This window comes from Pseudomonas sp. 6D_7.1_Bac1 (assembly GCF_025465945.1).
Classification (GTDB): Bacteria; Pseudomonadota; Gammaproteobacteria; order Pseudomonadales; family Pseudomonadaceae; genus Aquipseudomonas.
Window position 1 is genome coordinate 20,702 of sequence record NZ_JANLNW010000022.1, and the last position, 25,481, is coordinate 46,182.

At 60.3% G+C, this 25,481-nt stretch carries 25 protein-coding genes; 12 read left to right on the forward strand and 13 right to left on the reverse strand.

Features of this window, described 5'->3' with window-relative positions; translation table 11 throughout:
* Window positions 1–109 precede the first annotated feature (109 nt).
* On the forward strand, window positions 110–1,249 hold the full coding sequence (locus NTD87_RS06670; RefSeq protein ID WP_262112755.1) for a sensor histidine kinase: 1,140 nt from the start codon (window positions 110–112) through the stop codon (window positions 1,247–1,249).
* A gap of 337 nt (window positions 1,250–1,586) precedes the next feature.
* Complete coding sequence (locus NTD87_RS06675; RefSeq protein ID WP_262112756.1) at window positions 1,587–1,952, forward strand: DUF6124 family protein; 366 nt, start codon at window positions 1,587–1,589, stop codon at window positions 1,950–1,952.
* A 203-nt stretch (window positions 1,953–2,155) separates the two neighbouring features.
* On the opposite strand, the gene NTD87_RS06680 is transcribed toward NTD87_RS06675, so the two are convergent.
* Window positions 2,156–2,461 (reverse strand): chaperone modulator CbpM, encoded by a 306-nt coding sequence (locus NTD87_RS06680; RefSeq protein ID WP_262112757.1) that lies wholly within the window; start codon window positions 2,459–2,461, stop codon window positions 2,156–2,158.
* Between the two features lie 41 nt (window positions 2,462–2,502).
* Window positions 2,503–3,453 (reverse strand): DnaJ C-terminal domain-containing protein, encoded by a 951-nt coding sequence (locus NTD87_RS06685; protein ID WP_262112758.1) that lies wholly within the window; start codon window positions 3,451–3,453, stop codon window positions 2,503–2,505.
* Window positions 3,454–3,756: 303 nt separating this feature from the next.
* Here NTD87_RS06685 and NTD87_RS06690 point away from each other — a divergent pair, with 303 nt between their 5' ends.
* Complete coding sequence (locus NTD87_RS06690) at window positions 3,757–5,031, forward strand: Hsp70 family protein (protein WP_262112760.1); 1,275 nt, start codon at window positions 3,757–3,759, stop codon at window positions 5,029–5,031.
* A 122-nt stretch (window positions 5,032–5,153) separates the two neighbouring features.
* On the opposite strand, the gene NTD87_RS06695 is transcribed toward NTD87_RS06690, so the two are convergent.
* From NTD87_RS06695 to NTD87_RS06705, 3 genes are all read right to left on the reverse strand, one after another.
* A complete protein-coding gene (locus tag NTD87_RS06695; protein ID WP_262112761.1) occupies window positions 5,154–6,167 on the reverse strand; it encodes an AI-2E family transporter in 1,014 nt (337 codons plus the stop codon).
* Window positions 6,168–6,374: 207 nt separating this feature from the next.
* A complete protein-coding gene (locus tag NTD87_RS06700) occupies window positions 6,375–6,680 on the reverse strand; it encodes a PsiF family protein (RefSeq protein WP_262112763.1) in 306 nt (101 codons plus the stop codon).
* A 63-nt stretch (window positions 6,681–6,743) separates the two neighbouring features.
* The gene (locus NTD87_RS06705; RefSeq protein WP_262112764.1) at window positions 6,744–7,541 is read right to left on the reverse strand and encodes an AraC family transcriptional regulator; all 798 of its coding nucleotides are present in this window, start codon (window positions 7,539–7,541) and stop codon (window positions 6,744–6,746) included.
* 96 nt (window positions 7,542–7,637) lie between these two features.
* Here NTD87_RS06705 and NTD87_RS06710 point away from each other — a divergent pair, with 96 nt between their 5' ends.
* On the forward strand, window positions 7,638–8,525 hold the full coding sequence (locus NTD87_RS06710) for a DMT family transporter (protein WP_262112765.1): 888 nt from the start codon (window positions 7,638–7,640) through the stop codon (window positions 8,523–8,525).
* A 105-nt stretch (window positions 8,526–8,630) separates the two neighbouring features.
* Here the strand turns inward: NTD87_RS06710 and NTD87_RS06715 are convergent, their stop codons facing one another.
* Window positions 8,631–9,521: an esterase/lipase family protein gene (locus NTD87_RS06715; protein ID WP_262112766.1), complete on the reverse strand. Its 891-nt coding sequence runs from the start codon at window positions 9,519–9,521 to the stop codon at window positions 8,631–8,633.
* A 272-nt stretch (window positions 9,522–9,793) separates the two neighbouring features.
* Between NTD87_RS06715 and NTD87_RS06720 the strand changes: the two genes are divergently transcribed.
* On the forward strand, window positions 9,794–10,324 hold the full coding sequence (locus tag NTD87_RS06720; RefSeq protein WP_262112767.1) for a bacterioferritin: 531 nt from the start codon (window positions 9,794–9,796) through the stop codon (window positions 10,322–10,324).
* Window positions 10,325–10,371: 47 nt separating this feature from the next.
* On the opposite strand, the gene NTD87_RS06725 is transcribed toward NTD87_RS06720, so the two are convergent.
* Window positions 10,372–12,447 (reverse strand): AsmA family protein, encoded by a 2,076-nt coding sequence (locus NTD87_RS06725; protein ID WP_262112768.1) that lies wholly within the window; start codon window positions 12,445–12,447, stop codon window positions 10,372–10,374.
* A gap of 386 nt (window positions 12,448–12,833) precedes the next feature.
* Here NTD87_RS06725 and NTD87_RS06730 point away from each other — a divergent pair, with 386 nt between their 5' ends.
* The 7 genes from NTD87_RS06730 to NTD87_RS06760 all read left to right on the forward strand — a co-directional run bounded on the left by NTD87_RS06730 (window position 12,834) and on the right by NTD87_RS06760 (window position 18,144).
* Window positions 12,834–13,394, forward strand: coding sequence for a hypothetical protein (locus NTD87_RS06730; RefSeq protein ID WP_262112769.1), 561 nt, complete (start codon window positions 12,834–12,836; stop codon window positions 13,392–13,394).
* 157 nt (window positions 13,395–13,551) lie between these two features.
* Window positions 13,552–14,184 carry a TetR family transcriptional regulator gene (locus NTD87_RS06735; RefSeq protein ID WP_262112770.1) on the forward strand — a complete coding sequence of 211 codons (633 nt, stop codon included), beginning with the start codon at window positions 13,552–13,554 and terminating at the stop codon, window positions 14,182–14,184.
* A gap of 210 nt (window positions 14,185–14,394) precedes the next feature.
* Window positions 14,395–14,895 carry an urease accessory protein UreE gene (ureE, locus tag NTD87_RS06740; protein ID WP_262112772.1) on the forward strand — a complete coding sequence of 167 codons (501 nt, stop codon included), beginning with the start codon at window positions 14,395–14,397 and terminating at the stop codon, window positions 14,893–14,895.
* Window positions 14,892–15,566 (forward strand): urease accessory protein UreF, encoded by a 675-nt coding sequence (locus NTD87_RS06745; protein WP_262112774.1) that lies wholly within the window; start codon window positions 14,892–14,894, stop codon window positions 15,564–15,566. The genes ureE and NTD87_RS06745 overlap by 4 nt, the downstream gene beginning before the upstream one ends.
* Window positions 15,567–15,603: 37 nt before the next feature.
* Window positions 15,604–16,218 carry an urease accessory protein UreG gene (ureG, locus tag NTD87_RS06750; RefSeq protein ID WP_262112775.1) on the forward strand — a complete coding sequence of 205 codons (615 nt, stop codon included), beginning with the start codon at window positions 15,604–15,606 and terminating at the stop codon, window positions 16,216–16,218.
* Between the two features lie 37 nt (window positions 16,219–16,255).
* Window positions 16,256–16,828: a HupE/UreJ family protein gene (locus NTD87_RS06755; protein WP_262112777.1), complete on the forward strand. Its 573-nt coding sequence runs from the start codon at window positions 16,256–16,258 to the stop codon at window positions 16,826–16,828.
* 182 nt (window positions 16,829–17,010) lie between these two features.
* Complete coding sequence (locus NTD87_RS06760; RefSeq protein WP_262112779.1) at window positions 17,011–18,144, forward strand: AGE family epimerase/isomerase; 1,134 nt, start codon at window positions 17,011–17,013, stop codon at window positions 18,142–18,144.
* A gap of 93 nt (window positions 18,145–18,237) precedes the next feature.
* On the opposite strand, the gene NTD87_RS06765 is transcribed toward NTD87_RS06760, so the two are convergent.
* From NTD87_RS06765 to hflK, 6 genes are all read right to left on the reverse strand, one after another.
* Window positions 18,238–19,146: a cation diffusion facilitator family transporter gene (locus tag NTD87_RS06765; protein ID WP_262112780.1), complete on the reverse strand. Its 909-nt coding sequence runs from the start codon at window positions 19,144–19,146 to the stop codon at window positions 18,238–18,240.
* A 184-nt stretch (window positions 19,147–19,330) separates the two neighbouring features.
* Window positions 19,331–20,098 carry an SDR family oxidoreductase gene (locus tag NTD87_RS06770; RefSeq protein ID WP_262112781.1) on the reverse strand — a complete coding sequence of 256 codons (768 nt, stop codon included), beginning with the start codon at window positions 20,096–20,098 and terminating at the stop codon, window positions 19,331–19,333.
* Between the two features lie 104 nt (window positions 20,099–20,202).
* A complete protein-coding gene (locus tag NTD87_RS06775) occupies window positions 20,203–21,429 on the reverse strand; it encodes a TerC family protein (RefSeq protein WP_262112782.1) in 1,227 nt (408 codons plus the stop codon).
* 38 nt (window positions 21,430–21,467) lie between these two features.
* Window positions 21,468–22,712 (reverse strand): NRAMP family divalent metal transporter, encoded by a 1,245-nt coding sequence (locus NTD87_RS06780; protein ID WP_262112785.1) that lies wholly within the window; start codon window positions 22,710–22,712, stop codon window positions 21,468–21,470.
* 8 nt (window positions 22,713–22,720) lie between these two features.
* Window positions 22,721–23,602 (reverse strand): protease modulator HflC, encoded by an 882-nt coding sequence (hflC, locus tag NTD87_RS06785; protein WP_262112786.1) that lies wholly within the window; start codon window positions 23,600–23,602, stop codon window positions 22,721–22,723.
* Window positions 23,599–24,633 (reverse strand): FtsH protease activity modulator HflK, encoded by a 1,035-nt coding sequence (gene hflK, locus NTD87_RS06790; protein WP_262112788.1) that lies wholly within the window; start codon window positions 24,631–24,633, stop codon window positions 23,599–23,601. The genes hflC and hflK overlap by 4 nt, the downstream gene beginning before the upstream one ends.
* Window positions 24,634–25,481: the final 848 nt, after the last annotated feature.

Sequence of the window (25,481 nt, forward strand, 5' to 3'; positions counted from 1 at the left end):
CCACCATACTGAAAAACAAACGCCTGCGTCTGGATCAGCTGTCGTCTTGACCCGATCACTCTGACGCCACGCGACGACACACCGCCTCCATCGTTCGGGATCCACGGTCATGCGCCTCGCCGAATTCATCGTGATACACGTCGACCGCATCGTTGATGAATGGGAACAGTTCGCTCAATCCATTGCCCCTGAGCCTGAATCCATGGACCGGGCACTCTTGCGCGACCACGCCACCTCGATCCTGTTGGCCGCTTCCCGTGACATGCAGACCGCCCAGACCGCCCGTGAGCAAGCGGCCAAGGCCAGGGGCGAAGGCCCGGAAAAAACCCCAAGCCTGGACAAGGCTGCGGCCAGCCATGGCGAGCTTCGGCATAACGTGGGGTTTGATCTGGTACAGATGACCTCTGAATTCCGCCACTTGCGGGCCAGCGTGATTCGCCTGTGGGTCAACAGCCTGGAGTCGCCGGACATGGCGTACTTGCAGGACATGATTCGCTTCAACGAAGCCATCGACGAAGCCCTGGCCGAGTCCACCGCGGCCTACGCCGAGCGGGTCAATCGCTCACGAGACATCTTCCTGGCCATTCTGGGCCACGACCTGCGCACGCCTTTGCAGGCGGTGAACATGTCGGCCGAGAGGCTGCTGCGCAAGGCCAGGCTGGACACCGACGCCCACCTCTACGTGACAAGCATCAAGAGCAGCACCCGGCACATGGCGGCGATGGTGAGCGACTTGCTGGAACTGGTGCGCAGCCGCTTGGGCAGCAGCCTACCGATAGAACCGGCACCGATGGACCTGGCCGCCGCTGCAAAAGCGGCGCTGAACGAAGCTGGCGCCGGGCAACCGGACTGCCCTTCACAACTGAAAATCGAAGGCGACACCCACGGTGTCTGGGACCGGACTCGCCTCGACCAACTGCTGCAAAACCTCGTCGGTAACGCCTTGCAGCACGGTACCAATCACCGCCCGGTGACCCTGAGCATCATCGGTGACAAAGACCAGGTCACACTGACCATGCACAACCACGGCGCCCCGATTCCCGCCGGCGCACTGCCAACGATTTTCGACCCGCTGGTACGCAGCGCCAACGAAGAACTCGCCAGCCCTTCCACCAGCCTTGGGCTCGGCTTGTTCATCGTCAAACAGGTGGTGGACGCCCACCAGGGCACTATCGAGGTCAGCTCCAGCGAGGCCGAAGGCACGACGTTCAGCGTGGTGTTGCCGAGGGTGTCGCGGGCGGTTTCGTAGCGACGGTCGGCGATGTTTAAAAATTTAGCTAAAACCGGGAATAGTCCGACGCGTTTTGACGGTTGCGGGTCGGAAGGTCGATCACTAACCTCCAAGGGTCGCTACCAATTCAGCGAACGGGCGTCGCGGCCCGGATCAATCAAGGCGCACAGCGCCATCATATCCTTCCAGTTGGCGCTTTTTTATCGTCTACTGTTTTGCGTTATGGCAGCTGTGCGCGGGATACCTTCGGGTATGCCGGGTTCCTTGATTCCCGGTCCGCGAACCTGCGTACAGCTGCCACCTCCCATCGCGTCGCGGCGATCAGTGGCGGCTCCACTTATCAAGGAGCGTCACCATGCACAAAATCACCCCCAATCCCCCTGAAACCCCAAGCACCTCGCCCTACGCCACCACTGACTCAAAAAAACTCCACGACGCCGCCGAGCGGGCGCTGGATCATTACCTGCGACCCGCCTTCCCCCAAGCCAACCTGCCCGACAAACGTCCGTCCAACATTTTTACGGTGCTCCCCGACCTGGACAACGAAACCCTGTTGGCTCACGCCTCGGAAACCCTGGCGGCGGTCAATGTGATGGCCAGCGACCTGGCGTTCGAACTCGAAGGCACGCGCCGGCATGTGGCGCTGGCGATTCAGCAGATGATTTCGTTGGGGCTGTTGTTGGTGGATCGGGCGCTGGACAACCTCGACCCGCCCGAATAGCGGTAACACCGCAGGTTAGGCGCTGCACACTCTTCGTAGCAGCTGGCGTAGCCTGCGTTCGGCTGCGAAGCGGCCGTAAATCCTGCCTCCGCGGTTAACCTGAAAAAACGTGGTGCCTGATTTTACGACTGCTGCGCAGCCGAACGCAGGCTACGCCAGCTGCTACGGGGAGTGTTGCGCATGTGCTGGCTGCGTGACGACGGCTACTCGACCACCAACCGCCCCAACCGCTGCCGGAGCATCCGGTTCTCGGCGCGCAATTGCTGCACTTCTTCAAGCAGGTCGAGCGCCAGGGCGACGCCTTCCCATTCCAGTTCCAGGTCACGGCGCAACTTCGCGGCGCGCTTGGCGACCGTCAGTTCATAGTCGTTGAAACGCCAATCCTTGGGCAGCGCGCCCTGAGGTTCGAGGATGCCGTGTTCGACGATTTCGATCACGTAGGCCGCCGACAGGTCGGTGACCTCACAGAACTCTGCCATGTCCAGTTGAACGATCAGGGGACTGCTCATTGTCAGTTACTCCATAGCTCCGGAACTAAAGTGTTCCAGGATCAAAAGTGCTCCCGCGGATTGAAAGCGGCTTTCTTCGCCAGTTCCTGCCACAACGCTTTGACTTCATCGTCGCTGTGTTTGGGCATCACGGCCTTGAGTTGCACGAACAAGTAACCGCGCTGGCCCGCCTTGTTCAGCAGGCCATGGCCTTTGGCGCGCATGCGCTGGCCGTTCTGGCTGCCGGCCGGAACTTTCAGGTTGATCTTGCCGGTCAGGGTCGGCACCGCGACTTCCGCGCCCAGCGCCAGCTCCCACGGGGCCAGCGGTAAGGTGATGATCAGGTTTTCACCTTCAACATCGAATTTGGGGTGCGGCGCAAAGCGAATGGTCAGGTACAGGTCGCCATTGGCGCCGCCACCGACACCCGGTGCTCCCTGGCCCTTGAGACGAATGCGCTCGCCATCGGTGACTCCCGCCGGAATCTTCACGTTCAGGCTTTTGCTGGTATTGCTGACGTGCTGACCGGCCGCGTTGTACTGCGGCACCTGAAAGCTGATCTTCTTCGATTCGTTCGACAGGGTTTCTTCCAGAAAAACCGCGAGTTCCATTTCCACGTCTTGCCCTCGACGACCAGCACTGCGGCCAGACTGTCCACCCCCGAAACCCGGGCCACGGTTACCGAAGATCGAACTGAAGAAGTCCGAAAAGTCGCCGCCATCCTGTCCGCCACCAAAATCACCGGCACCACCACGCCGCTGCCAACCCGGCGGGCCCTGGAACGGTTGGCCGTGCTGGCCGTATTTGCGCAAATCGTCATATTCGGCGCGCTTGTCGGCACTTTTCAGCGCTTCGTAGGCTTCCGAGGCGTCCTTGAACTTGGCCTCGGCGTCTTTTTCCTTGCTGACGTCAGGGTGGTATTTGCGCGCCAGCTTGCGATAGGCGGCCTTGATCGCCTTATCGTCAGCGGTCGGCTCCACACCGAGAATCTTGTAATAGTCTTTGAAGTCCATCGAGGGAATCACCATCCGTTATCGATATCGCGCCGCCTGCACAGCCTGCACAGCCTGCGCCGACTGGCGGTCGCGGGCTTGACCGATCTCAAGGTTGGGACCGGGCAGCGCATCAGAAGTTTATCGGCAGCCGGGGCGGATCACTTGATCGCAGAGTGGCTGCCAGGCCATGCCTGTAAGTTTGGGTAACAAGGATAGTCTTTCAAGGCGCTTAAAGCTGCGAATTAGCAGATAGTCGGCCTTCGATTCTGCGCCGCTGTGACATACACTGCGCGGCCGTTTTTTAACCGGAACTCGAAAGACATGAAAAACGCATCTCCAGCCCGTGCCTGCGGTATCGACTTCGGCACGTCCAACTCCACTGTCGGCTGGCTGCGCCCTGGCATGGAAACGCTAATTGCGCTGGAGGACGACAAGATCACCCTGCCGTCGGTGGTCTTCTTCAATATGGAAGAACGCCGCCCGGTGTACGGCCGGCTGGCGCTGCACGAGTACCTGGAAGGCTACGAAGGCCGCTTGATGCGCTCGCTCAAAAGCCTGCTGGGCTCCAAGCTGATCAAGCACGACACCAGCGTTCTGGGCACGGCGATGCCGTTCAAGGACCTGCTCGGGCTGTTTATCGGCCAGTTGAAGCAGCGGGCCGAGACCGCCGCCGGTCGAGAATTCGAAGAAGTGGTGCTGGGTCGTCCGGTGTTTTTCGTCGATGACGATGAAATGGCCGACCAGGAAGCCGAAAACACCCTGGTGGATGTGGCCCGCGCCATCGGTTTCAAGGATGTCTCGTTCCAGTACGAACCGATTGCAGCGGCGTTCGACTACGAGTCGACCATCGAAAAGGAAGAGTTGGTGCTGATCGTCGACATCGGCGGGGGTACGTCGGACTTCTCGCTGGTGCGCCTGTCCCCGGAACGCCGCAACCATGACAACCGCCACGACGACATCCTCGCCACCGGCGGCGTGCACATCGGCGGGACCGATTTCGACAAGCAGTTGAGCCTGCAGGGCCTGATGCCGCTGTTCGGCTATGGCAGCCGGATGAAGAGCGGCGCCTACATGCCCACCAGCCACCACATGAACCTGGCGACCTGGCACACCATCAACTCGGTGTACTCCCAGAAGTCGACCTTGGCCTTGGGCAGCATGCGTTACGACATCGAAGACACCGGCGGCATCGATCGCCTGTTCAAGTTGATCGACCAGCGCGCCGGGCATTGGCTGGCGATGATCGTTGAAGAAACCAAGATCCAGCTGACCCATGCCGACAGCCGCCATGTGCCGCTGGACCGCATCGAGCCGGGCTTGAGCGTGGAGCTGAGCCGGGCGCTGTTCGAATCGGCCATCCACAACCTGCTGGAGCGGGTGCGCAACAGCGTGACCCAATTGCTGAACGACGCCAATGTACGGGTCGATCAGGTGGATACGGTGTTCTTCACCGGTGGTTCGAGCGGGATTCCGGCGCTGCGTAACAGCGTGTCGGCGATGCTGCCGAATGCGCAGCATGTGGAAGGGAACATCTTCGGCAGCATCGGCAGCGGGTTGGCGATTGAAGCGATGAAGCGTTACGGCACTATGGGCTGATCCAGAACCGAGGAGCCCCCATCGCGAGCAGGCTCGCTCCCACATTTGCCCTGCGAACACAGGTCCATTGTGGGAGCGAGCCTGCTCGCGATGGCGTCAGACCGGGCAATACATCTCCCGGGTCAAACCATCCCGATCTGCTTCAACTCGCTCTTCAAATACGCGTAATAAATCGGCCCCGCCACCACACCCGGCAGGCCGAACGCGGCCTCGAACACCAGCATGGCCAGCAGCAACTCCCAGGACTTGGCACTGATCTGCCCGCCGACGATCCGCGCGTTGAGGAAGTATTCCAGCTTGTGGATAAAAATCAGGTAACCCAGCGCCGCCACGGCCACCCAGATCGACAGTGACAACCCGACGATGGTGATCAGCGTGTTGGACATCAGATTGCCGATCACCGGCAGCAAGCCCAGCAGGAAGGTCAGCACGATCAGGGTTTTGGTCAGCGGCAGCTTGATCCCGAACAGCGGCAGGATCACCGCCAGGAAGATCCCGGTGAAGAAGGTGTTGAGCAGGGAAATCTTGATCTGTGCAAAAACGATATTGCGAAACGCCTGAACCAGCAGGTGCAAGCGATCGAACAGCGCGGCCGCCAAGGGTTTGCGTTGGGTCAGATCGGGGACGCGCTGCAAGGCGATGATCGCCCCCAGCACCATGCCGATCAGCAACGTAACGAACATGTGCGCCGCGTCTTTTCCGACCAGTTGCAGGTCACTCAGGTGCTTGCTCAGCCATTCGCCGATGGCTACGCGAAATTCAGCGGCACTGGCGGGCAGATAAGCGTCGATGAACGGTGGTAACTGGCTGCGCGCCTTGTCGACCACCAGCATGAACTTGTCGAGGGAAGCCCCGGGGTTTTCCGCTTCGTGCAGCAGAAAACTGATAGCGCCGGCAAAAATCAGGGCCAGCACGCTGACCACCAGGGTGCCGAGCAAGGCCACGGCGAGCCAGCGTGCACGCCGTCCTTCGATCAGCCGTTGCAGCTGTGGGGTGAGCATGTTGACCAGTTCGAATACCAGCAACCCGGCGAGCAGACTGGGCAATAGCCGCAGTGGAATTACCAGCAGCAACCCACCAAAAATGATCACCCAACTGACCAACAGCAACACGTGACGCTGAGAAAACGTTGGCATACAGCCTCAAAACAAACGGCGTTAAAGGATTGGCAGTCTGCCAGCCTTCGGGCATTGATGCGAGCAAACACACTCCCGATGGAGCAGCCATTCTCCTGTGGGAGCGAGCCTGCTCACGATTCAGGCAACACGGTATGACTGCCAATCGCGGTGATGCCATCGCGAGCAGGCTCGCTCCCACACATGACCGTGCTTTACCCGGACCGCTTATTTTTTCTTCAGGCAATCGCTCATGAAGGTTTTACGCGCATCGCCTGTAAGCGCCTGGGTGCTGGCGGTGGCGTTGCAGGTTTTCATCTTCTCTTGTTGAGGCGTCATGGGTTTGGCTGCTTCTGCTGCCGGCGCGGCTTTCAGGCAGGTACTCATAAAGGTTTTACGCTCATCACCCTTGAGGGCTTTCGCGGTGGCGTCGGCGTTGCAGGTGGTCATTTTGTTCTGCTGGGCAGTGGCGGCAAAGCCTTGGGAACAGAGCAGCAAACCGATCATCAACAAAGGGATACGCAACATCTTCATGGAGTTTTCTCCTTGTTACCGCGCCGATGGGTGCGGCCTCGAATGGAGTGTAGACAAAGCCTGTTACACGTTCCCCCAGGTATCCAGACGGGTCCTTCGATACTGCTCGGGTGTGCAACCGGCCTGACGCTGAAACATCGCGATAAACGCCGACGACGTGCTGTAGCCCATGTCGAAGGCGATCTCCTGAATGCTGCGCGGGCTGTCCAGTGCTTCGATCGAGGCCAGGAAACGCAAGCGCTGACGCCACTCGCCGAAGCTCATGCCCAGCTCTCGAACACACTGCCGGGCCAGGGTTCGTTCACTGACGTGGATCTGCTCCGCCCACTGAGCCAGTGGCCGGTTGTCGCCCGGCGAAGCCTGCAAGGCTTCGAGTATGCCGAGCAATCCGGCGCTGCTGGCGTAGGGCAGATAACAGTTGTGTATAGGGGCTTGTTGCAGCTGGTCGACCAACACCTCGACCAAGCGTTTGTCGGCCGGGTGCTCGGGAATTTTCACGTCGCGGGCGGCGAAGTCCTTGAGGATTGCCTTGAGGATGTCGCTGATTGCCAGGGTGCAGGCCTGCTGCGGCAGGTCGCGGCACAGCTCCGGAGCCAGGCAGACCGCGCGGTAGATGATCGGCTGGGGGCTGTAGAAACTGTGCTCGGTGTGCGGCGGCACCCAGACCGCGTACTGCGGCGGCGACATGAAGCGGCTGCCGGCGATGTCCATGTGCATCACACCGTGAGCCGAATACTCAAGGGTGCCCCATGGATGGCGGTGGGCCAAGGCGTGGCTATGGGCGTCGAAATCGGCGTAGCGAAAGTACACCGGCGCAGGCAGGCCGCTGAAATCCAGCAAGTCGATGTGCTTTTTGCTCATGCTGTCCGTATTCAGAGGCAGGTTGTCTGGATCGCAGTATAGGCTTTGATCCAGACAGGCGGATAATTGCGCTTCATTAACGTTCTGGTTTCCCCCATGCAATACGCTTATCCCCTGCTGGCCATTTTCATCTGGGCCGGCAACACCGTGATCAACAAACTCGCAGTCGGGGCGATCTTCCCCGCCGAGATCGGTTTCTATCGCTGGCTGCTCGCCGGGATTCTGTTCACGCCGTTCATGCTCAAACCGGTGATGAGCCATTGGGCGGTGATTCGCCCGAACCTGGGCAAGATTTTCGTCCTCGGCGTGCTCGGCATGGCGGTCTACCAAAGCCTGGCCTACTTCGCCGCAACGATGACCTCGGCCACCAACATGGGCATCATCCTGTCGCTGATGCCGTTGATGTCGCTGGCCATGGCGATTATCAGCCTCGGCCAACGGCTGACCGCAGGTGCCTTGGCGGGTGCGGTGCTGTCGTTTGCCGGCGTGCTGGTGGTGGTTTCGTCCGGCAGCCTGGGTGCGCTGCTGGAACACGGGGTCAACCTGGGCGATGCGATGATGCTGATCGCGACCCTGGCCTATGCGATTTACAGCACCCTGCTGAAAAAATGGCAACTGCGGTTGCCGCCGCTGGTGCTGTTGTATTTGCAGGTACTGGTGGCGGTGGTGGTGCTGTTTCCGCTGTTCATGGCCTCGCCAAAAGTCGGCCCGACTTTGCAGAACATTCCGTTGGTGCTCTATGCCTGCCTGCTGGCCTCGATGCTTGCGCCATTGGCGTGGATGCAAGCGGTGGTGCGCCTGGGACCGAGCCGAACCACGCTGTTCTTCAACCTGCTGCCGCTGATTACCGCATTGATTGCGGCGGCGGTGCTGCATGAGCAATTGGCGCTGTATCACTTGGTCGGAGGCGTGCTGACGTTGGGTGGGGTGATTCTTTCGGAGCGTTGGACCACGGTGCTTGGCCGCAAGCTCGTTGCCGCCTGACCTATCGCTATCGCGAGCAGGCTCGCTCCCACAGTTGACCGCGTTCTTACTTAAAGACTCGGTCTAATGTGGGAGCGAGCCTGCTCGCGATGAACGATACGCGGTCTAAACTCCTGCCGCCTTCAACCGCTGCGCATGTTCGACGAACAACCGCACCGGGTCGGCCCCCTTGCCCACCAGTCCCAGCGATTGGTTGACGATGTCGAAGTGATCGAGCGGATACTCATCGCCAATCACCATGCCCAGGTGCGAGCTGTAGCGCCCGACCATGCCGTCACAGTGCCCGGCCTCGCGGACGAAGGTAGTGGCGAACAACCGACAACTGCGGTTGGTGCCATCGAACAAGTTGCCGCCACGGTCGGTCTTGCCCGGTTGCAAGGTCCCGGACCACGAGTAATAGCGCACGCCGTTGACCAATTCCGGCCCTTGCCCGCCCCAGGTCTGGGGCAAGCCCTGTGGATAACGCTGATTGAACAGCGCGACCCCTTCGCTGGTCAGCGAGTTGTGCGAGGCATCGATATCCACCGGCCATTTCGGCCCGCGATAACCGGTTTCCAGCAGGCTCATCAACCACGCGACCAGCCGCAACAAGGCGCTCAGCACACGGCCCTTCGCACAGTCGGGCGGATAGTGTTTGTGCAGGTAGTCTGCCAACTCCGAGCCGTGGTTGGGTCCGGCCACCGAGGTCACCGAGGCCACCCAGTCCGGGCGCTTCGCGGCCGCATAACGGGCGGTCAATGAGCCCTGGCTATGGCCGAACAGGTTGACCTTCTGCGCACCGGTTTCGCGCAGAATCTCTTCGATTCGGGCCAGCAACTGCTCGCCACGCACTTCGCTGGAGTTAAGCGGTGATACCTGCACGGCAAATACCGTCGCCCCACCCCGGCGCAGTGCCGAGATGATCCCGAACCAGTAGGGATAGAGCAGCAGGCGAATAAACCCGAGCATTCCCGGAACCAGCACCAAGGGGTAGCGCGTGGCGGTCTCTTGCGACATGGGCAGACATCCTTGTAATCGATAAGAAGGCCCAAGGCGGGAGGCAAGACGTCGGCCACGAGCATCGCCACCGAAGATGACACCTTCACGACCAGTCTATGACATTCCAGGCCCCTGGCTTCAACCTCGGATCCGGCAGGCGGGGTAGGCGCTGCCCTGACCGTGAACCTCCAATCAAAATAAAAACCTACACCTCGCTCATCACCCATAATTCAGGTAGCGACCATGCCTGCCGAGCTTGACGCCAATCGGATTAGCCCGAGGAGATTGAGATGAGCGACATTCAGTTATCTGATGTAAGCACCTTGCGCAAACGTGCCCGCCGGAACGTCGAGAATGGTGCCGTGACCGAAGGTTACAGCGCCAATCGCAAAGAAATCCTGCGCTTGCTCAACGAATCGCTGGCCACTGAACTGGTGTGTGTATTGCGCTACAAACGCCATTACTTCATGGCCAACGGTTTGAAAGCCGCCGTTGCCGCCGATGAGTTCCTCGAACACGCCACGCAAGAAGCGCAACACGCTGACAAACTGGCCGAGCGCATTGTACAACTGGGCGGCGAACCGGAGTTCAACCCCGACCTGCTGTCGAAAAACGCCCACGCCCAGTACGTGGCCGGCAACTCCCTCAGAGATATGGTCTACGAGGACCTGGTAGCCGAGCGGATCGCCATCGACAGCTACCGCGAGATCATCCAGTACATCGGCGAAAAAGACCCAACCACCCGACGGATCTTCGAAGACATCCTGGCCCAGGAAGAGGAACACGCCGACGACATGGCGGATATTCTGAAAGATTTGTAGGGGCTACCGGACCGCTATCCGACGATGGGCCCCTTGCAGACAGCCGACTATTTTGTGGGCTTGACCGTCGCCGGCGCCTTGCCTTCCTTCATTTGCGCCAGCAACGGCGCGCACTGATTCGGTTCGCCACCGCTCGGCGCCACCAGCGCCAGCAGTCCCGCTGCTGGAGCTGCAATCACGCCCAGCGCCACCATTCCCGCCCCCCGCAACATCAACGGCACGCCCTTCACGCCGGCATCCGGCTTGATGAATTTGCCACGCACGTACAACGGCGAACGCAACGAGATCAGCCGCCAACCTTTGGATTCTGGCGAGATGGTCAAGTCGAGTTGTTCGTTGGCCATGTTCGCCGTGCCATCGATGTAGACAATCGCGTTCTCGGTGTCGAACACAAACAACCGGGAAGTCGCCAAGCCGCTCTTGATGCCGAAGTCGGCGGCGGCGCAGTTGATCTTCACCTCCTTGTCGCCAAAGACTTTCCCGACCACGTAATTGCCGACGTTCAGCCCCGCCAACTCCATCAGTTGACGACTGATCGCACCGTCGTTCATCAACATCTTCAGATCGCCATTGGCGCTGCCCAGCAGCGCCGCCACCGAATTGCCTTTGCCTGTGATGTCGGCGTCACCATTGAGTTCACCGAAGCTGGTTTGCATCGTCTCGAAGGTCGGGAACAGTTGCTTGAGCTTGAAGCCGCGCGCGGTCAGTTTCGCCCGCCCTTCCAGCGGCGTGGTACGACCGTTGAGACGAATCTGTGCATCCAGATTGCCGCCTGCCACACCGAAACGCAGCGGTTCCAGGCTGAGCTGACCATCGTTGAGTATCAGGTGGGTGTAGAGGTCGGTGAAGGGCAACTTCTGGCTGTGAACGATGCGCTTGCCGGTGAACTCGACGTCGGCGTCCATATCGCGCCAGCGCTCGGTACGGAACGCCTCGACCGGCAACACCTTGTCCGCCGGCTGCTGGCTTTCACCGCCCCGGGCCTTTTGCTTGGCGTTGGAGTCGGCACCGATCAACGGCGCGAGGTCGGCGAACAGCAATTGATTGGAGACCAGCGTGCCACTGAGCTTGGGCCGTGGCTGGCTGGCGACGTAAGTCAGGTTGCCGTGAATATCGCTGCCGCCAATGGTGCCGTTGAAGGCTTCGTAGCGGAACGTCGCACCGTCCGACTCACGCAGCTTGGCGATCAGGTGACCGTCGGTGCTGTAAGGCGGCGAAGCCGGCAGGGTGACGCCGGTCAAGGGATAGAGGTTGCCCAGGCTGGTGCCAGCCAGTTTCAGCCGCAGGTCCAGTGCGCCAAGGTTAAGCGGATCGGTCAAGGTCCCGGCCAGCTCGACACTGGTGTCAGCGATCTTCACCTGCACCTGCAGCGGGAATGGCTTGGCCGCATCCTGCAACGCCAGCAAGCCGCCAACCTTGCCTTCGCCTGCTAGATTCTGCCCGTGATACTGGCCTTTGACCTTCAGCGCGAATGCATAGTCCTGCGGCGCCGAGCCCTTCTCAAGGGCTTTTTTCGCCGCGTTATCACCGACGATGTCGCTGAACGGTATCGGCTTGCCCAACAGCTCGATCACTAAATCGAGCTGAGTTTTCAGACTCTGGTCGTCAAGGGTGACATGACCCTTGTCGAAACCAATCGCGCCGATATCCACCCCCCAATTGGACGGTGCGGCGTTCGGGTCTTTCGGGTCGAACGTGAACGTCCAGTTCGCGCGACCGTCGGCCAGACGTTGCAGGTCGGCATTGGGTTCCGTGAGGTCGATGCGTGGAATCACCACTCGCTGCGCCAACAGGGCTAAAGGCGAGATCCGCAGCTCGACGCGTTTGAGGCTGACCATTTGCGGCTTTTTCGACCACTGCGGATTGCCCAGGCTCAATTCCTCGGCCACCACATGCGGCCATGGCACCCAGGCGCGCCATCCGCCTTCATCGACTTCACGTTTCCAGACCACCGTCAGGTTGCCGTTAATGGCGAAGGGGCGGTGCAGCTCTTCAGAGACCTTGGTGTTGAGCGGTGGTTTGATCCGGTTCCAATCGAAGAACGCGATGATCAGAACCAGGACGGCCAGTAGCACAACGAGGCTGCCGACTGTCCAGGCAAAAATTTTACGGGTGCGCGTCATTGCACGGGGCTCCTGATTACGACTGAGCGCCCCAACTGCGACGCCTGTATGAAACGGTAGGCCAGAAATCGGCCGTTTATAGGAACTACGACTGGCAAATGGCCCGCAGGTTTAACCGAAATGCTGGTTAGAGCGAAAAAGCGACTACTTCCTGACCTAACAGTCAGCTTTATGCTACCCGAGTGCACTTTTACGACGCGAAAGTGAGTCGAAAATACCCACCTCGGTGCAAAAGTGTTCCCCGGAAACGCCCGTTCTAGAGGCTTTTCGCGGAACAATCAATTCCGTTGATTATTACCATTGCCTTTATGAACTTTTATATCGACTTATCGAGAGTAGCATTAGCTTCGTACCCACTTTTCCGCCCTCCCAAGGAGCAACCCATCATGAAACGCCAATTACTGCTTAGCCTGAGCCTCTCGATGTTAGCCAGCACCGCTTTTGCCTTGCCTGCTGCCGATCAGGCAACTCCGCAAGTCAAATTAAGCCATTCGGCTTATAGCCAAACGGTTGCCGACGGTGCAAACGGTAACGAACGCTTGAAAGAAAAAGGCCTGATGACTCAGGACGGCTACGACAAGACACCACAAGGCCAGGCCCTTGCTTCCGACGGTTCCGATCGCACCCCACAAGGCCAGACCCTGGCTTCCGACGGATCCGACCGCACCCCACAAGGTCAAACCCTGGCTTCTGACGGTTCCGATCGCACTCCACAAGGCCAGACCCTGGCTTCCGACGGTTCCGACCGCACCCCACAAGGTCAAACCCTGGCTTCCGACGGTTCCGATCGCACTCCACAAGGTCAAACCCTGGCTTCCGACGGTTCCGATCGCACTCCACAAGGTCAAACCCTGGCTGCTGACGGTTCCGACCACACCCCACAAGGCCAAACCCTTGCTGAAGGTGGTGGTGACCGCGTGATCGAACGCAACGGCTCTGTGAGCTAAGCCATGTTGGCCCGGAAAAAAGCCCGATCGCCTGGATCGGGCTTTGACTTTATGCACCTCGCACCTCCCCGCCTCACCGTCCTTTACTCAAGTTCGACGCCAGCAAAGCTGATTTGCTAGAGTGCACCGCTGTCCTTGATTAGAAGTCAGCCGCCTGATGCTGCCCCGCGCCGAACAGAAACAACAAACCCGTAACGCCTTGATGGACGCTGCCCGCCACCTGATGGAATGCGGCCGAGGATTCGGCAGCCTGAGCCTGCGTGAAGTAGCGAAAACCGCCGGCATTGTCCCGACCGGTTTCTACCGGCACTTTACCGATATGGATCAGCTGGGACTGGAACTGGTCAGCGAAGTCGGCCAGACCTTCCGCGAAACCATCCGCCTGGTGCGCCACAACGAATTCGTCATGGGCGGGATCATCGACGCCTCGGTGCGAATCTTTCTCGACGTCGTGGCGGCCAACCGCTCGCAGTTCCTGTTTCTGGCCCGCGAGCAATACGGCGGCTCGCTGCCGGTGCGCCTGGCCATCGGCAAACTGCGCGAGAACATCAGTTCGGACCTGGCCGCCGACCTGTCATTGATGCCCAAGCTGCAACACCTCGACTTCGCCGGGTTGTCGGTGATGGCCGACCTGATCGTCAAAAGTGTGTTTGCCACCCTCCCCGACATCATCGACCCACCCGCCCAGGCATTGCCCGAGCACCTGACGCCGCAGGCGAAGATCACTCAGCAGCTGCGCTTTATCTTTATCGGCCTCAAGCACTGGCAAGGGTTGGGCAGTACCGAGTAATCCCATCAAAGATCGCAGCCTGCGATCTTTTTTATGCGCCATAAATAGGTGCACACAAAAACCATCACGCACCAAATTCGCCCAGCTCACCTTCAAATCACGCAACATTCAGAAACATCTTCTACGCTCTGACAGGGATTTCCTACGCCTCGGCCGATTGGCAAGCCCCTTGCTCTAGCCTGAGCATTGTCCTTTGCTGGAAGCCTTCCAATGCTGGTGATTCATCGCAGAATCGACCCTCAACCCGCCTGGGCCGCCGAGTTGCACCTGAACTTCGAGGCGCGCAGTAAAAGTCGCCTGCGCTGTTTCAGTGCCGAAGGTGAGGACGTCGGGTTGTTTCTGGAGCGCGGACAGCCGCCACTGTACGACGGCGAATGCCTGAAGGCCGAAGACGGCCGCATCGTTCGCGTCTGCGCCCGCCCCGAACAATTGCTGCACGTCACCTGTGCCAACGCCTTCGAACTGACCCGCGCCGCCTATCACCTGGGCAACCGCCACGTTGCCCTGCAAGTCGGTGACGGCTGGCTGCGCCTGCTCGACGACTACGTGCTCAAAGCCATGCTCGAACAATTGGGCGCGCAGACCGAAAACATCGAGGCAGCGTTCCAGCCGGAGCACGGCGCCTACGGCGGTGGTCATCATCATTCACGTCACGGTGATGAGGATTTCAACTACCCGCCGAAACTGCACCAGTTCGGCGTACGCACATGAACCCAGCCTGGGCGCTGCTGCGTCTGGCCAGCCCGCAATTGCCGATTGGCGGCTACAGCTATTCCCAAGGTCTGGAAATGGCTGTGGACAATGGCCGCGTGACCGATCCGCTCTCGGCCAAACGCTGGATCAGCGATCAGTTGCTGCTCAACCTGGCGCGTTTCGAAGCGCCGCTGTTGCTCGCCCATTGCACCGCAGCGGCCAATGAAGACTGGCCGCAGTTGCTGCAACGTTGCGAGGAACACCGCGCCAGCCGGGAAACCCGCGAGCTGCATCAGGAGAGCCGGCAAATGGGCTATTCCCTGCAGCAACTGCTCAACGGTTTGCCAGAACTGGATGACGCCGCCCGCGACTTTCTCGCACAACGCAGCGAGCCGCACCTGGCCCTCGGCTGGGCACTGGCCGCCCGCGCCTGGCAGATCAGTCCGCAAGACGCATTGGCCGCCTGGCTCTGGAGCTGGCTGGAGAATCAATTGGCGGTATTGATGAAGACCCTGCCGCTGGGCCAGCAAGCCGCGCAACGGCTCACCAGCGAGCTGCTGCCGCTGCTGCAACAGGCGCAGCAGAACGCCTCAAACATTGACCCTCAACACTACGGCAGCGCCGCTTTCGGCCTGTCCCTGGCGTGCATGGCCCATGAGCGCCAGTACAGCCGTCTGTTTCGTTCCTAGGGCCTGTCATTTTGGCCCTGTTATTTTGGAGAAGCACATGAACACACAACCTCTGCGCGTCGGTATCGGCGGCCCGGTCGGGTCCGGCAAAACCGCACTGACCCTGGCCCTGTGCCTGGCGCTGCGTGATCGCTACAACCTGGCGGTGGTCACCAACGACATCTACACCCGCGAAGACGCTGACTTTCTGGTGCGCAACGAAGCCCTGGCGCCAGAGCGGATCATCGGCGTGGAAACCGGTGGCTGCCCGCACACGGCCATCCGCGAAGATGCATCGATCAACCTCGAAGCCGTGGATCAACTGAACCGGCGCTTTCCCGGCCTGGACCTGATTCTGGTGGAGTCCGGTGGGGACAACCTGTCGGCAACCTTCAGCCCGGAGCTCTCGGACCTGACCATCTACGTGATCGATGTCTCGGCCGGTGACAAGCTGCCGCGCAAGGGCGGGCCGGGGATCTGCAAATCCGACCTGCTGGTGATCAACAAGATCGACCTGGCGCCGCTGGTGGGCGCGTCGCTTTCGATGATGGACAGCGACACCCAACGCATGCGCGGCGGCAAGCCGTTCGTTTTCAGCAATCAGAAAACCGGCCAGGGGCTTGAAGAAATCATCGCCTTCATCGAGCGCCAGGGGCTGCTGAGCGCGGCTTGAAACTTATCCACAGGACACTCAACAAGGAAGCTTATTCATGACACTCAACCGGATGTTTGCCGCCGCAGCCCTTCTGCTCACGCCCGCGCTGGCCTTCGCCCACCCAGGCCATGGCGACAACGGCTTGCTGGCCGGCATCAGCCACCCGATCGGTGGTCTCGACCATTTGCTGGCGATGCTGGCCGTCGGGTTGTGGGCCGCGCAACAACAAGGCGCGGCGCGCTGGGCGCTGCCGTGCACCTTCGTCGGTACGATGCTGATGGGTGGAATGCTCGGGTTTGAAGGCTTGAACCTGCCGGCGCTGGAGAGCGGGATTGCCGTTTCGGTACTGGCACTGGGTCTGGCCGTTGCGCTGGCGGTGCGTCCGCCGTTGAGCCTGGCCATCGGCGCCACCGTACTGTTTGCCTTGTTCCATGGCGTGGCTCATGGTTTGGAACTGCCGGCCATGTCCAGCCCTTGGGCATATGCCGCCGGTTTCGTGGCGGCGACCGCAGCGCTGCATGCCGCCGGTTACGCGCTGGTGCGCGTGTTGCCTCAGGTTGCTGCGCCGCTGGTTCGGGTGGCGGGTGCTGCTTCGGCGGCGGCCGGGGTTTGGTTGCTCGCGGGCTGAGTTTTCCATCGTCTGTTCCGGCCTCATCGCGAGCAGGCTCGCTCCCACAATTGTCCTGCGAACACAGGTCCACTGTGGGAGCGAGCCTGCTCGCGATAGCGGTCTGACAGACACAGCGTCTCTCAAGCCAACCTCTCTGCTACCATGTCGCGCAAACACTCCTGCCGTGACGACGCCAGCCAATGCCCCATGCTCCCCGCTCTGCCTCCCAGCCTGAATTGATCGCCCTGTTTGCCACCGTGCAGCAGCATTTCCAGGACGTGATCGTGCCGCTCTGGCAAGGGCCCGGCTGGAACGCAGACATGGCGCTGCCGTATGAAGCGCTGGACGCCGAGCATCGGCCACTGCCGCCACAGCGCTATCGGGCCATGGCCTGCGCACGGCAGCTGTACCTGTTCGCCAGCCTGATCGGTGAAGTGCCGGCCGCCGAAGAGCGCGCCGCTGCGCTGTTCCGTTCCTTGCAACGGCATTTCCATGACGCTGAGCACGGCGGCTGGTTCTACAGCATCGACGCCTACGGCGCGCCGCTGGATCAGCGTAAAGACCTCTACACCCACGCGTTCATTCTGTTTGCCTGCGCTCATTATTGGGCCAAGGTCCGTGAGCCGTTGGTGGAATCGGTGCTCAATGCCGCGCTGGAAGTGGTCGCTCAGCGTTTCGCCACAGGCGACGGTCTGTACGAAGCCAGCCTCGACCGCGACTGGTCGTCGCTCAACACCGGACCATTGCAGAACCCGCTGATGCATCTGGCCGAAGCGTTCCTCGCCACACTGTCGGTGCGCGACGATGCCCCGGTCGAGGCCGCGCTCAATGCGCTCTGCAAGGCCATGCAAAAGCACTTCATCGACCCGCAGCACGGGGTGATGATGGAAAAACCGCTGGGGGCTGTGGATAACTGGTTTGAGCCAGGACATCAGTTCGAATGGTTCTTTTTGCTGGAATCATCGACGACGCTGCGCGGATCAACACTGCACGCCTCGCTGACCCGCGCATTCACCTTTACCGAACAGTTGGGTGTCGACCAGCAGAGCGGCGCAGTGCGAGCGATGCTCGATCTTGAGCTGGACGGCAGACCTCGCGATGAAACCCAACGCATCTGGGCCCAGGCCGAATACCTGCGAGCCCTGACCTTGCGTCCGGGCAGCGAAACCTTGCTTGAGCGCCAACTGCACGCCTTGCAACAGCGCTTCCTGCATACGGGGGGCTGGTACGAGTGCCTGGACAGGGATGGCACGGTCAGCCGTCGGGACATGCCATCGACCACGCCTTACCATTTGGCGACCTGTTATCGCGGGCTGACCGAGTATTTTGGCTGACAGAAAGACCGCTATCGCGAGCAGGCTCGCTCCCACAGGTTCAACGGTGCCCTTGTGGGAGCGAGCCTGCTCGCGATGGCAGCGACGCGGTCTTCAGCCAGCAATCCACTTGCGATCACCGGTAAAGCTGATGGTCAGCCAACGCGCCGCATCAGGTTTGCCGAGCTTCGCCGAAATCTGGTCACGCAGTTCATCCAGTGTGGCCACGCCATCGAGCCGGTAATCCGCCGGCAACACCACGTGAATCTCGATAAACCGCGCCCGCCCGTGCTTCTGCACATACGAGATGTAGTCGGCAAAACCATGCTCGGCCTTGGCCTCGTCCATCACTTGGCGAACCTTGTCATCTAACTGATCCGGGACAATCCCCAGCACATCGCGTAACGCTGGCTTGAGGATTTTTAAGGCCGGCGCGAGCATGCTCAGGGCCAGCATGATCAGGATCGACGGGTCGACGTAAGCGGCCCACGCGCCATAGCCGTACGACTTGAGCAGCAACGCGGTGAGGAAGCTCACCAGCAAGCCGATCGAGAGCATCGCATCCACCAGCCAACTGATGTTGTCGAACTGGATCAGCGAGGACTTCAACGTACGATTACGATAACGAACGTAGAAGAAATAACCGAAGCAGACGACGCTAAGCACCGCCGCAAAAGGGATCACCAGGCTCAGTTCGATCTCGCGGCCACCGTTGATGATGCCGAACATACCGCTGAGAAAGGCATAGATCGCAATCAGCAACAGAAAGCTGCCTTCGATCAACAACACCATTGGTTCCAGGTGCCAGAAGCCGAACTGGAAGCGCTGGTTACTTTCCTTGGCGATCAGCTTGGCGGTGATCAACATCAAGACCTTGATGAAGGTCGCGATCAGAGAAAAAAACCCATCGAACAGAATCGATTGGGAGCCAGAAAAAAAACCCGTGACGATCGCGGCGATCGCCACGGCGAACATCAGGATGGTCGATTGTTTGAGCAGTACCTGCTCACCTCGGTTACTCACATTTCCTCCTTCTGAAACCCTTGAAACCGCGGTTTGCGGTGGGGGTTTCGAGGAGGAGTGTACCTTATGCCATGTTTTGGCCGATTTGACGCCATCGCGAGCAGGCTCGCTCCCACATTTGATCTCTGGTGTTAGCAGATCCCCTGTGGGAGCGAGCCTGCTCGCGATTGGCCGCTACTCGGTCTTACGCCTTGCTACTGCGGTCGATCGCAAACCCACCCCAGGTCTGGCTCACCGGCATCAATTCCAGACGGTTGATGTTGATGTGCGCGGGAGCGTTGAGGACCCAGAAGATCGTCTCGGCGATGTCCTGCGGCTGGATCGGCTCGGCGCCCGCGTAAGTGGCGTCGTAGCGAGCCTGGTCGCCGGCAAAACGCACCAGCGAGAACTCGCTTTCACACAGGCCCGGCTCGATGTTGCTCACGCGCACACCGGTACCTTGCAGGTCGCAGCGCAGGTTCAGCGAGAACTGTTTGACGAAGGCTTTGGTCGCGCCATACACGTGGCTGCCCGGGTACGGGTAGTTGCCGGCGATGGAACCGAGGTTGATGATCCCGGCACCGCGACCGTGGGCGATCAAGCGTGGCAGCAGCAGGCGAGTGCTGTACATCAGGCCTTTGATGTTAGTGTCGACCATGGTGTCCCAGTCATCCAGATCGCACTTGGGCGCCGGGTCTACGCCCAAGGCCAGGCCTGCGTTGTTGATCAGCCCGCGCAACGTGGCAAACGACGGCGGCAGGTTGGCAATCGCCGCCTCCATGGCCTTGCGGTCACGCACGTCGAGCACCAGGCCATGGACCTCGGTCTGCTTCGACAATTCGGCGCACAGGGCATTCAGACGCTCTTCACGACGACCTGTCAGCACCAGTTTCCAGCCGGCCTCGGCAAAACGACGGGCACAGGCTTCACCAAAACCGGAGGTCGCGCCGGTAATAAACAGTGTGTTGGACATCGTGTTCTCCTCACTTGGGCTCAAACGCAGCCATTGGAATATGAAATCAACAGGCAGCATGCCCGGCGCGGAGCACAGCGGCAACCGGGTCATCGACGCTCAGGTCACGGGCTGCGCGTGCACTGGATCTGCGAGAAGCTGCCGCCATTGAGGGTGACGACCGTGGGACTGGTTTTTTCGATCTCGCTGGGGGGCGTCAGGTGCAGCTCCTTGAGGGCGCTCTGCGGATTCTGCCAGAGGATTTTCTTGTACCTCACGTAACCGGTGGCTTCACCGCCGCCCGTGACAAGCCGGATCGTGCTGCCACCGGGCCGATAGTAAACAGTAGTGCTGGCCCCAGTGCAGACATACACATAATCCTTTTGCGGCGCAGGAAGCAAACCACCCGACAAACCGCCCACCAGGCTATACAACACCGCACTGACCGCGAAAATGCCAACCAGCCCCGCCAATACCGTCACCCAGCCACTGTAGCCACCAAACCACCGAGCCAGACGCCGAGGCGACTCATCACCGGTCGCCTCAATCGCAGGCGCAGCAGTCAGTTGGACCTCGGGCGTCACCACAGGCAACACAACCGGGGGGCTGACCTGCGTTTGAAACGCAACAACTGGCATAACCCGCTGCCTGACGGCCGGCTTGGGCAACCGCGCACGCTGTCGACGAATGATACGGGCCTGAAGGACCACAAACACCGCGCACAACAGCGGCACCACCTGATTGAGCGCTGGCGACTGGCTGTTGACCCAACCCACCACCACCGGATCAGAGACCGCAATGTCCCCCGCGATATAACCCAACAGCGCCGCGCCAATCACCACCAGCAACGGCTGACGCTGCAACAGCCGGCTGATTTGCAGGCTGCCGAACATCAGCAGCGGCACGCTCAACACCAGCCCCAGCACCAGATAAAAGACGCTGCCCTGAGCCACTGCCGCCAACCCGATCACGTTGTCCATGCTCATGATCAGGTCGGCGGTCAGCACCGTGACCACTGCGCCGCCCAAGGTCTGCGGCGAACTGCCGGACAGATTGCCCTCTTCGTCGGCCTCTTCCTCAGTCAACAGCCGTACTGCAATCACCAACAACAGCACCGCACCGATCAACTTGAGCCACGGCACCAGCAACAACCAGCCGGTCAGGGTGGTCAGCAACACCCGCAGGACGATGGCGCCGCTGGTGCCGATCAACACGGCCCGCTTGAGTTGATCCGGCGGCAGCCCGCGACAGGCCATGGCAATCACCAACGCGTTATCACCGGACAGCACCAGGTCCAGCAGGAACACCTGAAAGACCATGCTCAGCGCGTGCAGCGCACCTTCAAATAACATCGAGCGGTTTCCCGGCAAGAGAATGCGTCATGGGAGCATCACCCCAGCGCCCCGCTCAGCCCGGCATACAGCCCAAGCCCCGAGGTCAGCGTGAAGATGACAGCGACTGTCAGCGCATAACGTCCGCGCAAGCGATGTGCCGGCGGCAGCACACTGCGCGCCAGCAAGAACAAAAACAGCAATATCAAGGGGATCAACAGTGCATTGAGCACCCCGACCGCGATCGACAAGCGGATCAGGTTCACACCGGAACCCACCAGCAATGCCCCGACGACCAGCAGCAGCGCAAAGGGACCGTAGAACCACGGTGCATCCAGCGGATGTTGCTCCAGCGAATGACGCACACCCAGCGCCTCACCCACCGCCCAAACCGCACTCAGACACACCACGATGGTTGCCACCAGGGCACCGCCGGCCAGTCCGATGGCGAACACCAGTTTTCCCCAGGTCGGGCCGATCAAGGCGCCAAAAGCCTCGCCGATCTGAGCGATGCTTTCCAGTCCTTCCCCATGCCCGCCCAGCGTCGCCGCAGCAGCAATCACGATGGATGCCGTCAGCACCTGGCAAAACACCGCGCCGACCAGCGTATCGATTCGCGCCAGTGGCAGATGCTCGGCACCAAGGCCTTTATCGATCAGCGCCGATTGCTGATAGAACACCGTCCACGGCATCACGCTGGTGCCAAGGTTAGCCGCCAGCAAGTACAGATAGTCAGGATTGTTGAGTGGCATCCGGACAATGTCGTGCAGCATCTGCTGAGCGTCAGGCTTTGCCTTGAGCGCCATCACCAGAAACGCCAGGCCGAACAACCCCACTGCGAGGGTCACACGCTCGACCGAATGATATGAACCGGTCAGCACCATGCCGAGAATGAACACCACCAGCGTAAGCAAAATCAGCCAGCCCGGAATACCGAACAGGCTGCCGGCGCCTACCAGACCGCTCATCTGCGTCACCAGCGCACCAAAACAACTGATCAGCAAGACGATGGCCGTGATCATTGCCAGCGCCCGGCCGAATCGCTGGCGAACCAATTCCACATAGCCTTTGCCGGTGCACAAGCCCAGTCGCACCGTCAGCTCCTGGGCCATAAACATCAACGGCACCAGCAGAAACTGCAACAGCAACAAGCGATAGCCCCACTGCGCGCCACTTTGCGCAGCAGTGATCACGCTGCCGGCTTCGGTGTCGGCCATCATCACCACCAGCCCCGGGCCCATGGTCGCGAACAAGCGCGTCAGACGCTGCCTGAACGCCCGGTGGTCTGCTGGAAGGTCGCTCATGGCGCAGGCTACCTGCCGCTGCTCGTTGCCGGCCCGGTCCGGAACTGCTTGAGAAACTCCGCATCCGGCGTCAGCACCAGCATCGGCTGACTGTCAGACAGCGCCTGACGGTAGGTCTGCAACGAGCGGTACAACTTGTAGAACTCAGGGTCCTTGCTGAACGCCGCGGAGAGGATCTGGTTGGCCGCCGCATCCGCTTCACCATGGGTGATTGCCGCCTGGCGCTGAACCTCGGACAACAGCACCGTGCGATCACGGTCGGCCTTGGCCTGGATCTGCTGGGCCCATTCAAACCCTTGTGCGCGCAGCTCCTTGGCTTCGCGTTGGCGCTCGGACTTCATCCGGTCGTAAATCGCCTGACTGGCCTCCAGCGGCAGGTCGGCGCGGTGCAAACGCACTTCTGTCACGTCGATACCCAGTGCCCTGGCCTTGTCGGCAACGTCCTTCTCGATGATCGCGACTTCCTGCTGACGGTCCGTGGACAACAACGAACGCAGCGATATCTCGCCCAGCTTTCGGCGCAGCGAGGAGCTGACCATTTGTGTCAGTTGCGCATTGGCCTGATCCAGCGTTCCGACCGTCTGATAGAAACGCAGCGGGTCGTTGATGCGAAAACGCGTATAGGTCTCGACCTCGATACGTTTCTGATCGCCGAGGATGACTTGTTCGACCGGTGACGACAAAGTCTGCAAGCGACTGTCGTAGAACACGATGGAATCACTGAACGGCACCTTGAACTTGAGCCCCGGCTCCCCGGCCACGCCCATCGGCGCACCAAAACGGATGATCAGTGCCTGTTGCGACTCATCGACTACATACGCCGAAGCCGCCAACGCCCAGAGCGCGACGGCCCCCAGTGCCACCACCAGCCATTTGAGTTTTACGGTCATGGTCGGGCGTCCTTCTGCACCGGTTTGCCCGGCTCGTTCAGCGGCATGTAAGGCACCACGCCGGACATGCCCTTGCCGGAAGAGTCGATGATGACTTTGGAAGCTTTTTTCAGCACTTCATCCATGCTTTCCATGTACAGGCGCCAGGCGGTGACGTCTTTGGATTGCACGTAGCTGTTGTAGACCGAGAGAAACCGCTTGGCCTCGCCCTCGGCCAGGTTGCCGACCTGAGTCTGGTAGGCCTCGGCTTCCTGGGTGATGCGTGATGCGTCACCGCGGGCACGGGGAATCACGTCATTGGCATAGGCTTCGGCTTCGTTGCGTGCGCGCTCCTGGTCGGCGCGGGCACGCTGCACATCGTTGAACGCATCGATCACCTGTGGTGGCGGATCGACCCGTTGCAATTGCACCTGAGTGATGAGAATCCCGGCCTGTTCGTGGTCCAGCAATTGCTGCAGCAAGTCTCGGGTTTCATCGGCAATCTGCGCGCGCTTATCCGACATCACCGACTGAATGGGCGTACGCCCGATGACCTCGCGCAGCGCGCTTTCGGCCGCAAGCTTCACCGAGCGCTCCGGGTCGCTGATTTTGAACAGGTAGAGCCGCGCGTCCTTGATCCGCCAGAACACCGTGCAATCGGCTTCAACGATGTTCTCGTCCCCGGTGAGCATCTGCTTGTCGCGCGCGCCATTGCTCGCCGCGCTCTGCACACTGGTACTGGTGCCCAGTTGCAGCTGATTGACCTGAGTGATTTTGGGTAACAGGACGGTTTCGACAGGATAGGGCAAGTGATAGTGCAGCCCGGATTCGGCGGTCTGCTGCCAGCGCCCGAACCGCAGCACGATGCCCTGCTCATCCGGCTGAACCTTGTAGATACCGGAACTGATCCAGGCCAGCAATAGCAGCCCGCCGATCAATACCAGCCCCCGTCCACCGAGATCCATCACTGCCAGGTGGTAGCGAATTCGTTGGTGCAGCCGGCGCATCGGGGCGACGGGCTCGGCAGGAGCAAAGGCGGGACTATCGGTCATGCAATTGCTCCATGTCGTCAAATGACGAGCGCCCATTCGGGGGCGCCAAGGCGCGCAGAGTACCTGAACCCAAAACCGCGAAAATGAAAATTCTGTCATGTACGCTGTGCAAAAAACGATCAACCTCGCCAGCGCCATGGCCTCTGTGGCTTGCAGCCAACTGCACGCACCTTATCCACAGCCCCGTCCACAGTCTTTGGGGGCAAGTACAAACCTTGAGGCGCGCTATCCACAAGGCTTTGCGGGCTGATTTGAAAGTTTTTTGCTTGACCTGGGCACTGACAAGTGTAGCCAGCATCCGCCTGTGCGACCGTTCAGTCACAGAGGCGATGGCTCCACGCCAGTCATTACGGCCCTTTGCCGAGTCTTTCCAGAGTTTAACCACAGACTTATCCACAGGCTGCGCAATGACTTTTCAGCCGGTGGGCGCCGGCAACAAAAAGGTTGACAAGGCTCACTCAAGGCCACGAAAAAACGCCTGATCAAAAAACAACCACAGCCATGAAAGCCACGCCGTTAAAGGCCTTCAGACAGTTGCACCCATGTTACCCACAGCCAGCTCCACAGCAAACGGGGACAAGTCAAAACTGTGGAAAAACAGCCATTTGCAGCGGCTTTATGTCGCGCTTTAACAGGTTGAGAATATTGTTTTCCACATTTTTCGCAAACACCTGTGGATACCTGAAAACATCGACTTCCGTAGCAGCTGCCGAGCCTGCGAGGCTGCGTTCGAGGACGAAGTCCTCGCAAATCCTGCGTACGCGGATTGCCTGAAAGAGCGCGCTACCAGCTTCAACGACTGCTTCGCAGCCGAACGCAGCCTCGCAGGCTCGGCAGCTGCTACGGGC

Coding starts and splice junctions, on each gene's coding strand:
- NTD87_RS06705 (WP_262112764.1), bottom strand. CDS start 7,541: ATGAGCAAAAAGCACATCGACTTGCTGGATTTCAGCGGCCTGCCTGCG.
- ureE (WP_262112772.1), top strand. CDS start 14,395: ATGCTGGTGATTCATCGCAGAATCGACCCTCAACCCGCCTGGGCCGCC.
- NTD87_RS06690 (WP_262112760.1), top strand. CDS start 3,757: ATGAAAAACGCATCTCCAGCCCGTGCCTGCGGTATCGACTTCGGCACG.
- NTD87_RS06720 (WP_262112767.1), top strand. CDS start 9,794: ATGAGCGACATTCAGTTATCTGATGTAAGCACCTTGCGCAAACGTGCC.
- ureG (WP_262112775.1), top strand. CDS start 15,604: ATGAACACACAACCTCTGCGCGTCGGTATCGGCGGCCCGGTCGGGTCC.
- NTD87_RS06700 (WP_262112763.1), bottom strand. CDS start 6,680: ATGAAGATGTTGCGTATCCCTTTGTTGATGATCGGTTTGCTGCTCTGT.
- NTD87_RS06685 (WP_262112758.1), bottom strand. CDS start 3,453: ATGGACTTCAAAGACTATTACAAGATTCTCGGTGTGGAGCCGACCGCT.
- NTD87_RS06675 (WP_262112756.1), top strand. CDS start 1,587: ATGCACAAAATCACCCCCAATCCCCCTGAAACCCCAAGCACCTCGCCC.
- NTD87_RS06680 (WP_262112757.1), bottom strand. CDS start 2,461: ATGAGCAGTCCCCTGATCGTTCAACTGGACATGGCAGAGTTCTGTGAG.
- hflK (WP_262112788.1), bottom strand. CDS start 24,633: ATGACCGATAGTCCCGCCTTTGCTCCTGCCGAGCCCGTCGCCCCGATG.
- NTD87_RS06715 (WP_262112766.1), bottom strand. CDS start 9,521: ATGTCGCAAGAGACCGCCACGCGCTACCCCTTGGTGCTGGTTCCGGGA.
- NTD87_RS06760 (WP_262112779.1), top strand. CDS start 17,011: ATGCCCCATGCTCCCCGCTCTGCCTCCCAGCCTGAATTGATCGCCCTG.
- NTD87_RS06775 (WP_262112782.1), bottom strand. CDS start 21,429: ATGTTATTTGAAGGTGCGCTGCACGCGCTGAGCATGGTCTTTCAGGTG.
- NTD87_RS06755 (WP_262112777.1), top strand. CDS start 16,256: ATGACACTCAACCGGATGTTTGCCGCCGCAGCCCTTCTGCTCACGCCC.
- NTD87_RS06670 (WP_262112755.1), top strand. CDS start 110: ATGCGCCTCGCCGAATTCATCGTGATACACGTCGACCGCATCGTTGAT.
- NTD87_RS06710 (WP_262112765.1), top strand. CDS start 7,638: ATGCAATACGCTTATCCCCTGCTGGCCATTTTCATCTGGGCCGGCAAC.
- hflC (WP_262112786.1), bottom strand. CDS start 23,602: ATGACCGTAAAACTCAAATGGCTGGTGGTGGCACTGGGGGCCGTCGCG.
- NTD87_RS06735 (WP_262112770.1), top strand. CDS start 13,552: ATGCTGCCCCGCGCCGAACAGAAACAACAAACCCGTAACGCCTTGATG.
- NTD87_RS06745 (WP_262112774.1), top strand. CDS start 14,892: ATGAACCCAGCCTGGGCGCTGCTGCGTCTGGCCAGCCCGCAATTGCCG.
- NTD87_RS06725 (WP_262112768.1), bottom strand. CDS start 12,447: ATGACGCGCACCCGTAAAATTTTTGCCTGGACAGTCGGCAGCCTCGTT.
- NTD87_RS06770 (WP_262112781.1), bottom strand. CDS start 20,098: ATGTCCAACACACTGTTTATTACCGGCGCGACCTCCGGTTTTGGTGAA.
- NTD87_RS06695 (WP_262112761.1), bottom strand. CDS start 6,167: ATGCCAACGTTTTCTCAGCGTCACGTGTTGCTGTTGGTCAGTTGGGTG.
- NTD87_RS06780 (WP_262112785.1), bottom strand. CDS start 22,712: ATGAGCGACCTTCCAGCAGACCACCGGGCGTTCAGGCAGCGTCTGACG.
- NTD87_RS06730 (WP_262112769.1), top strand. CDS start 12,834: ATGAAACGCCAATTACTGCTTAGCCTGAGCCTCTCGATGTTAGCCAGC.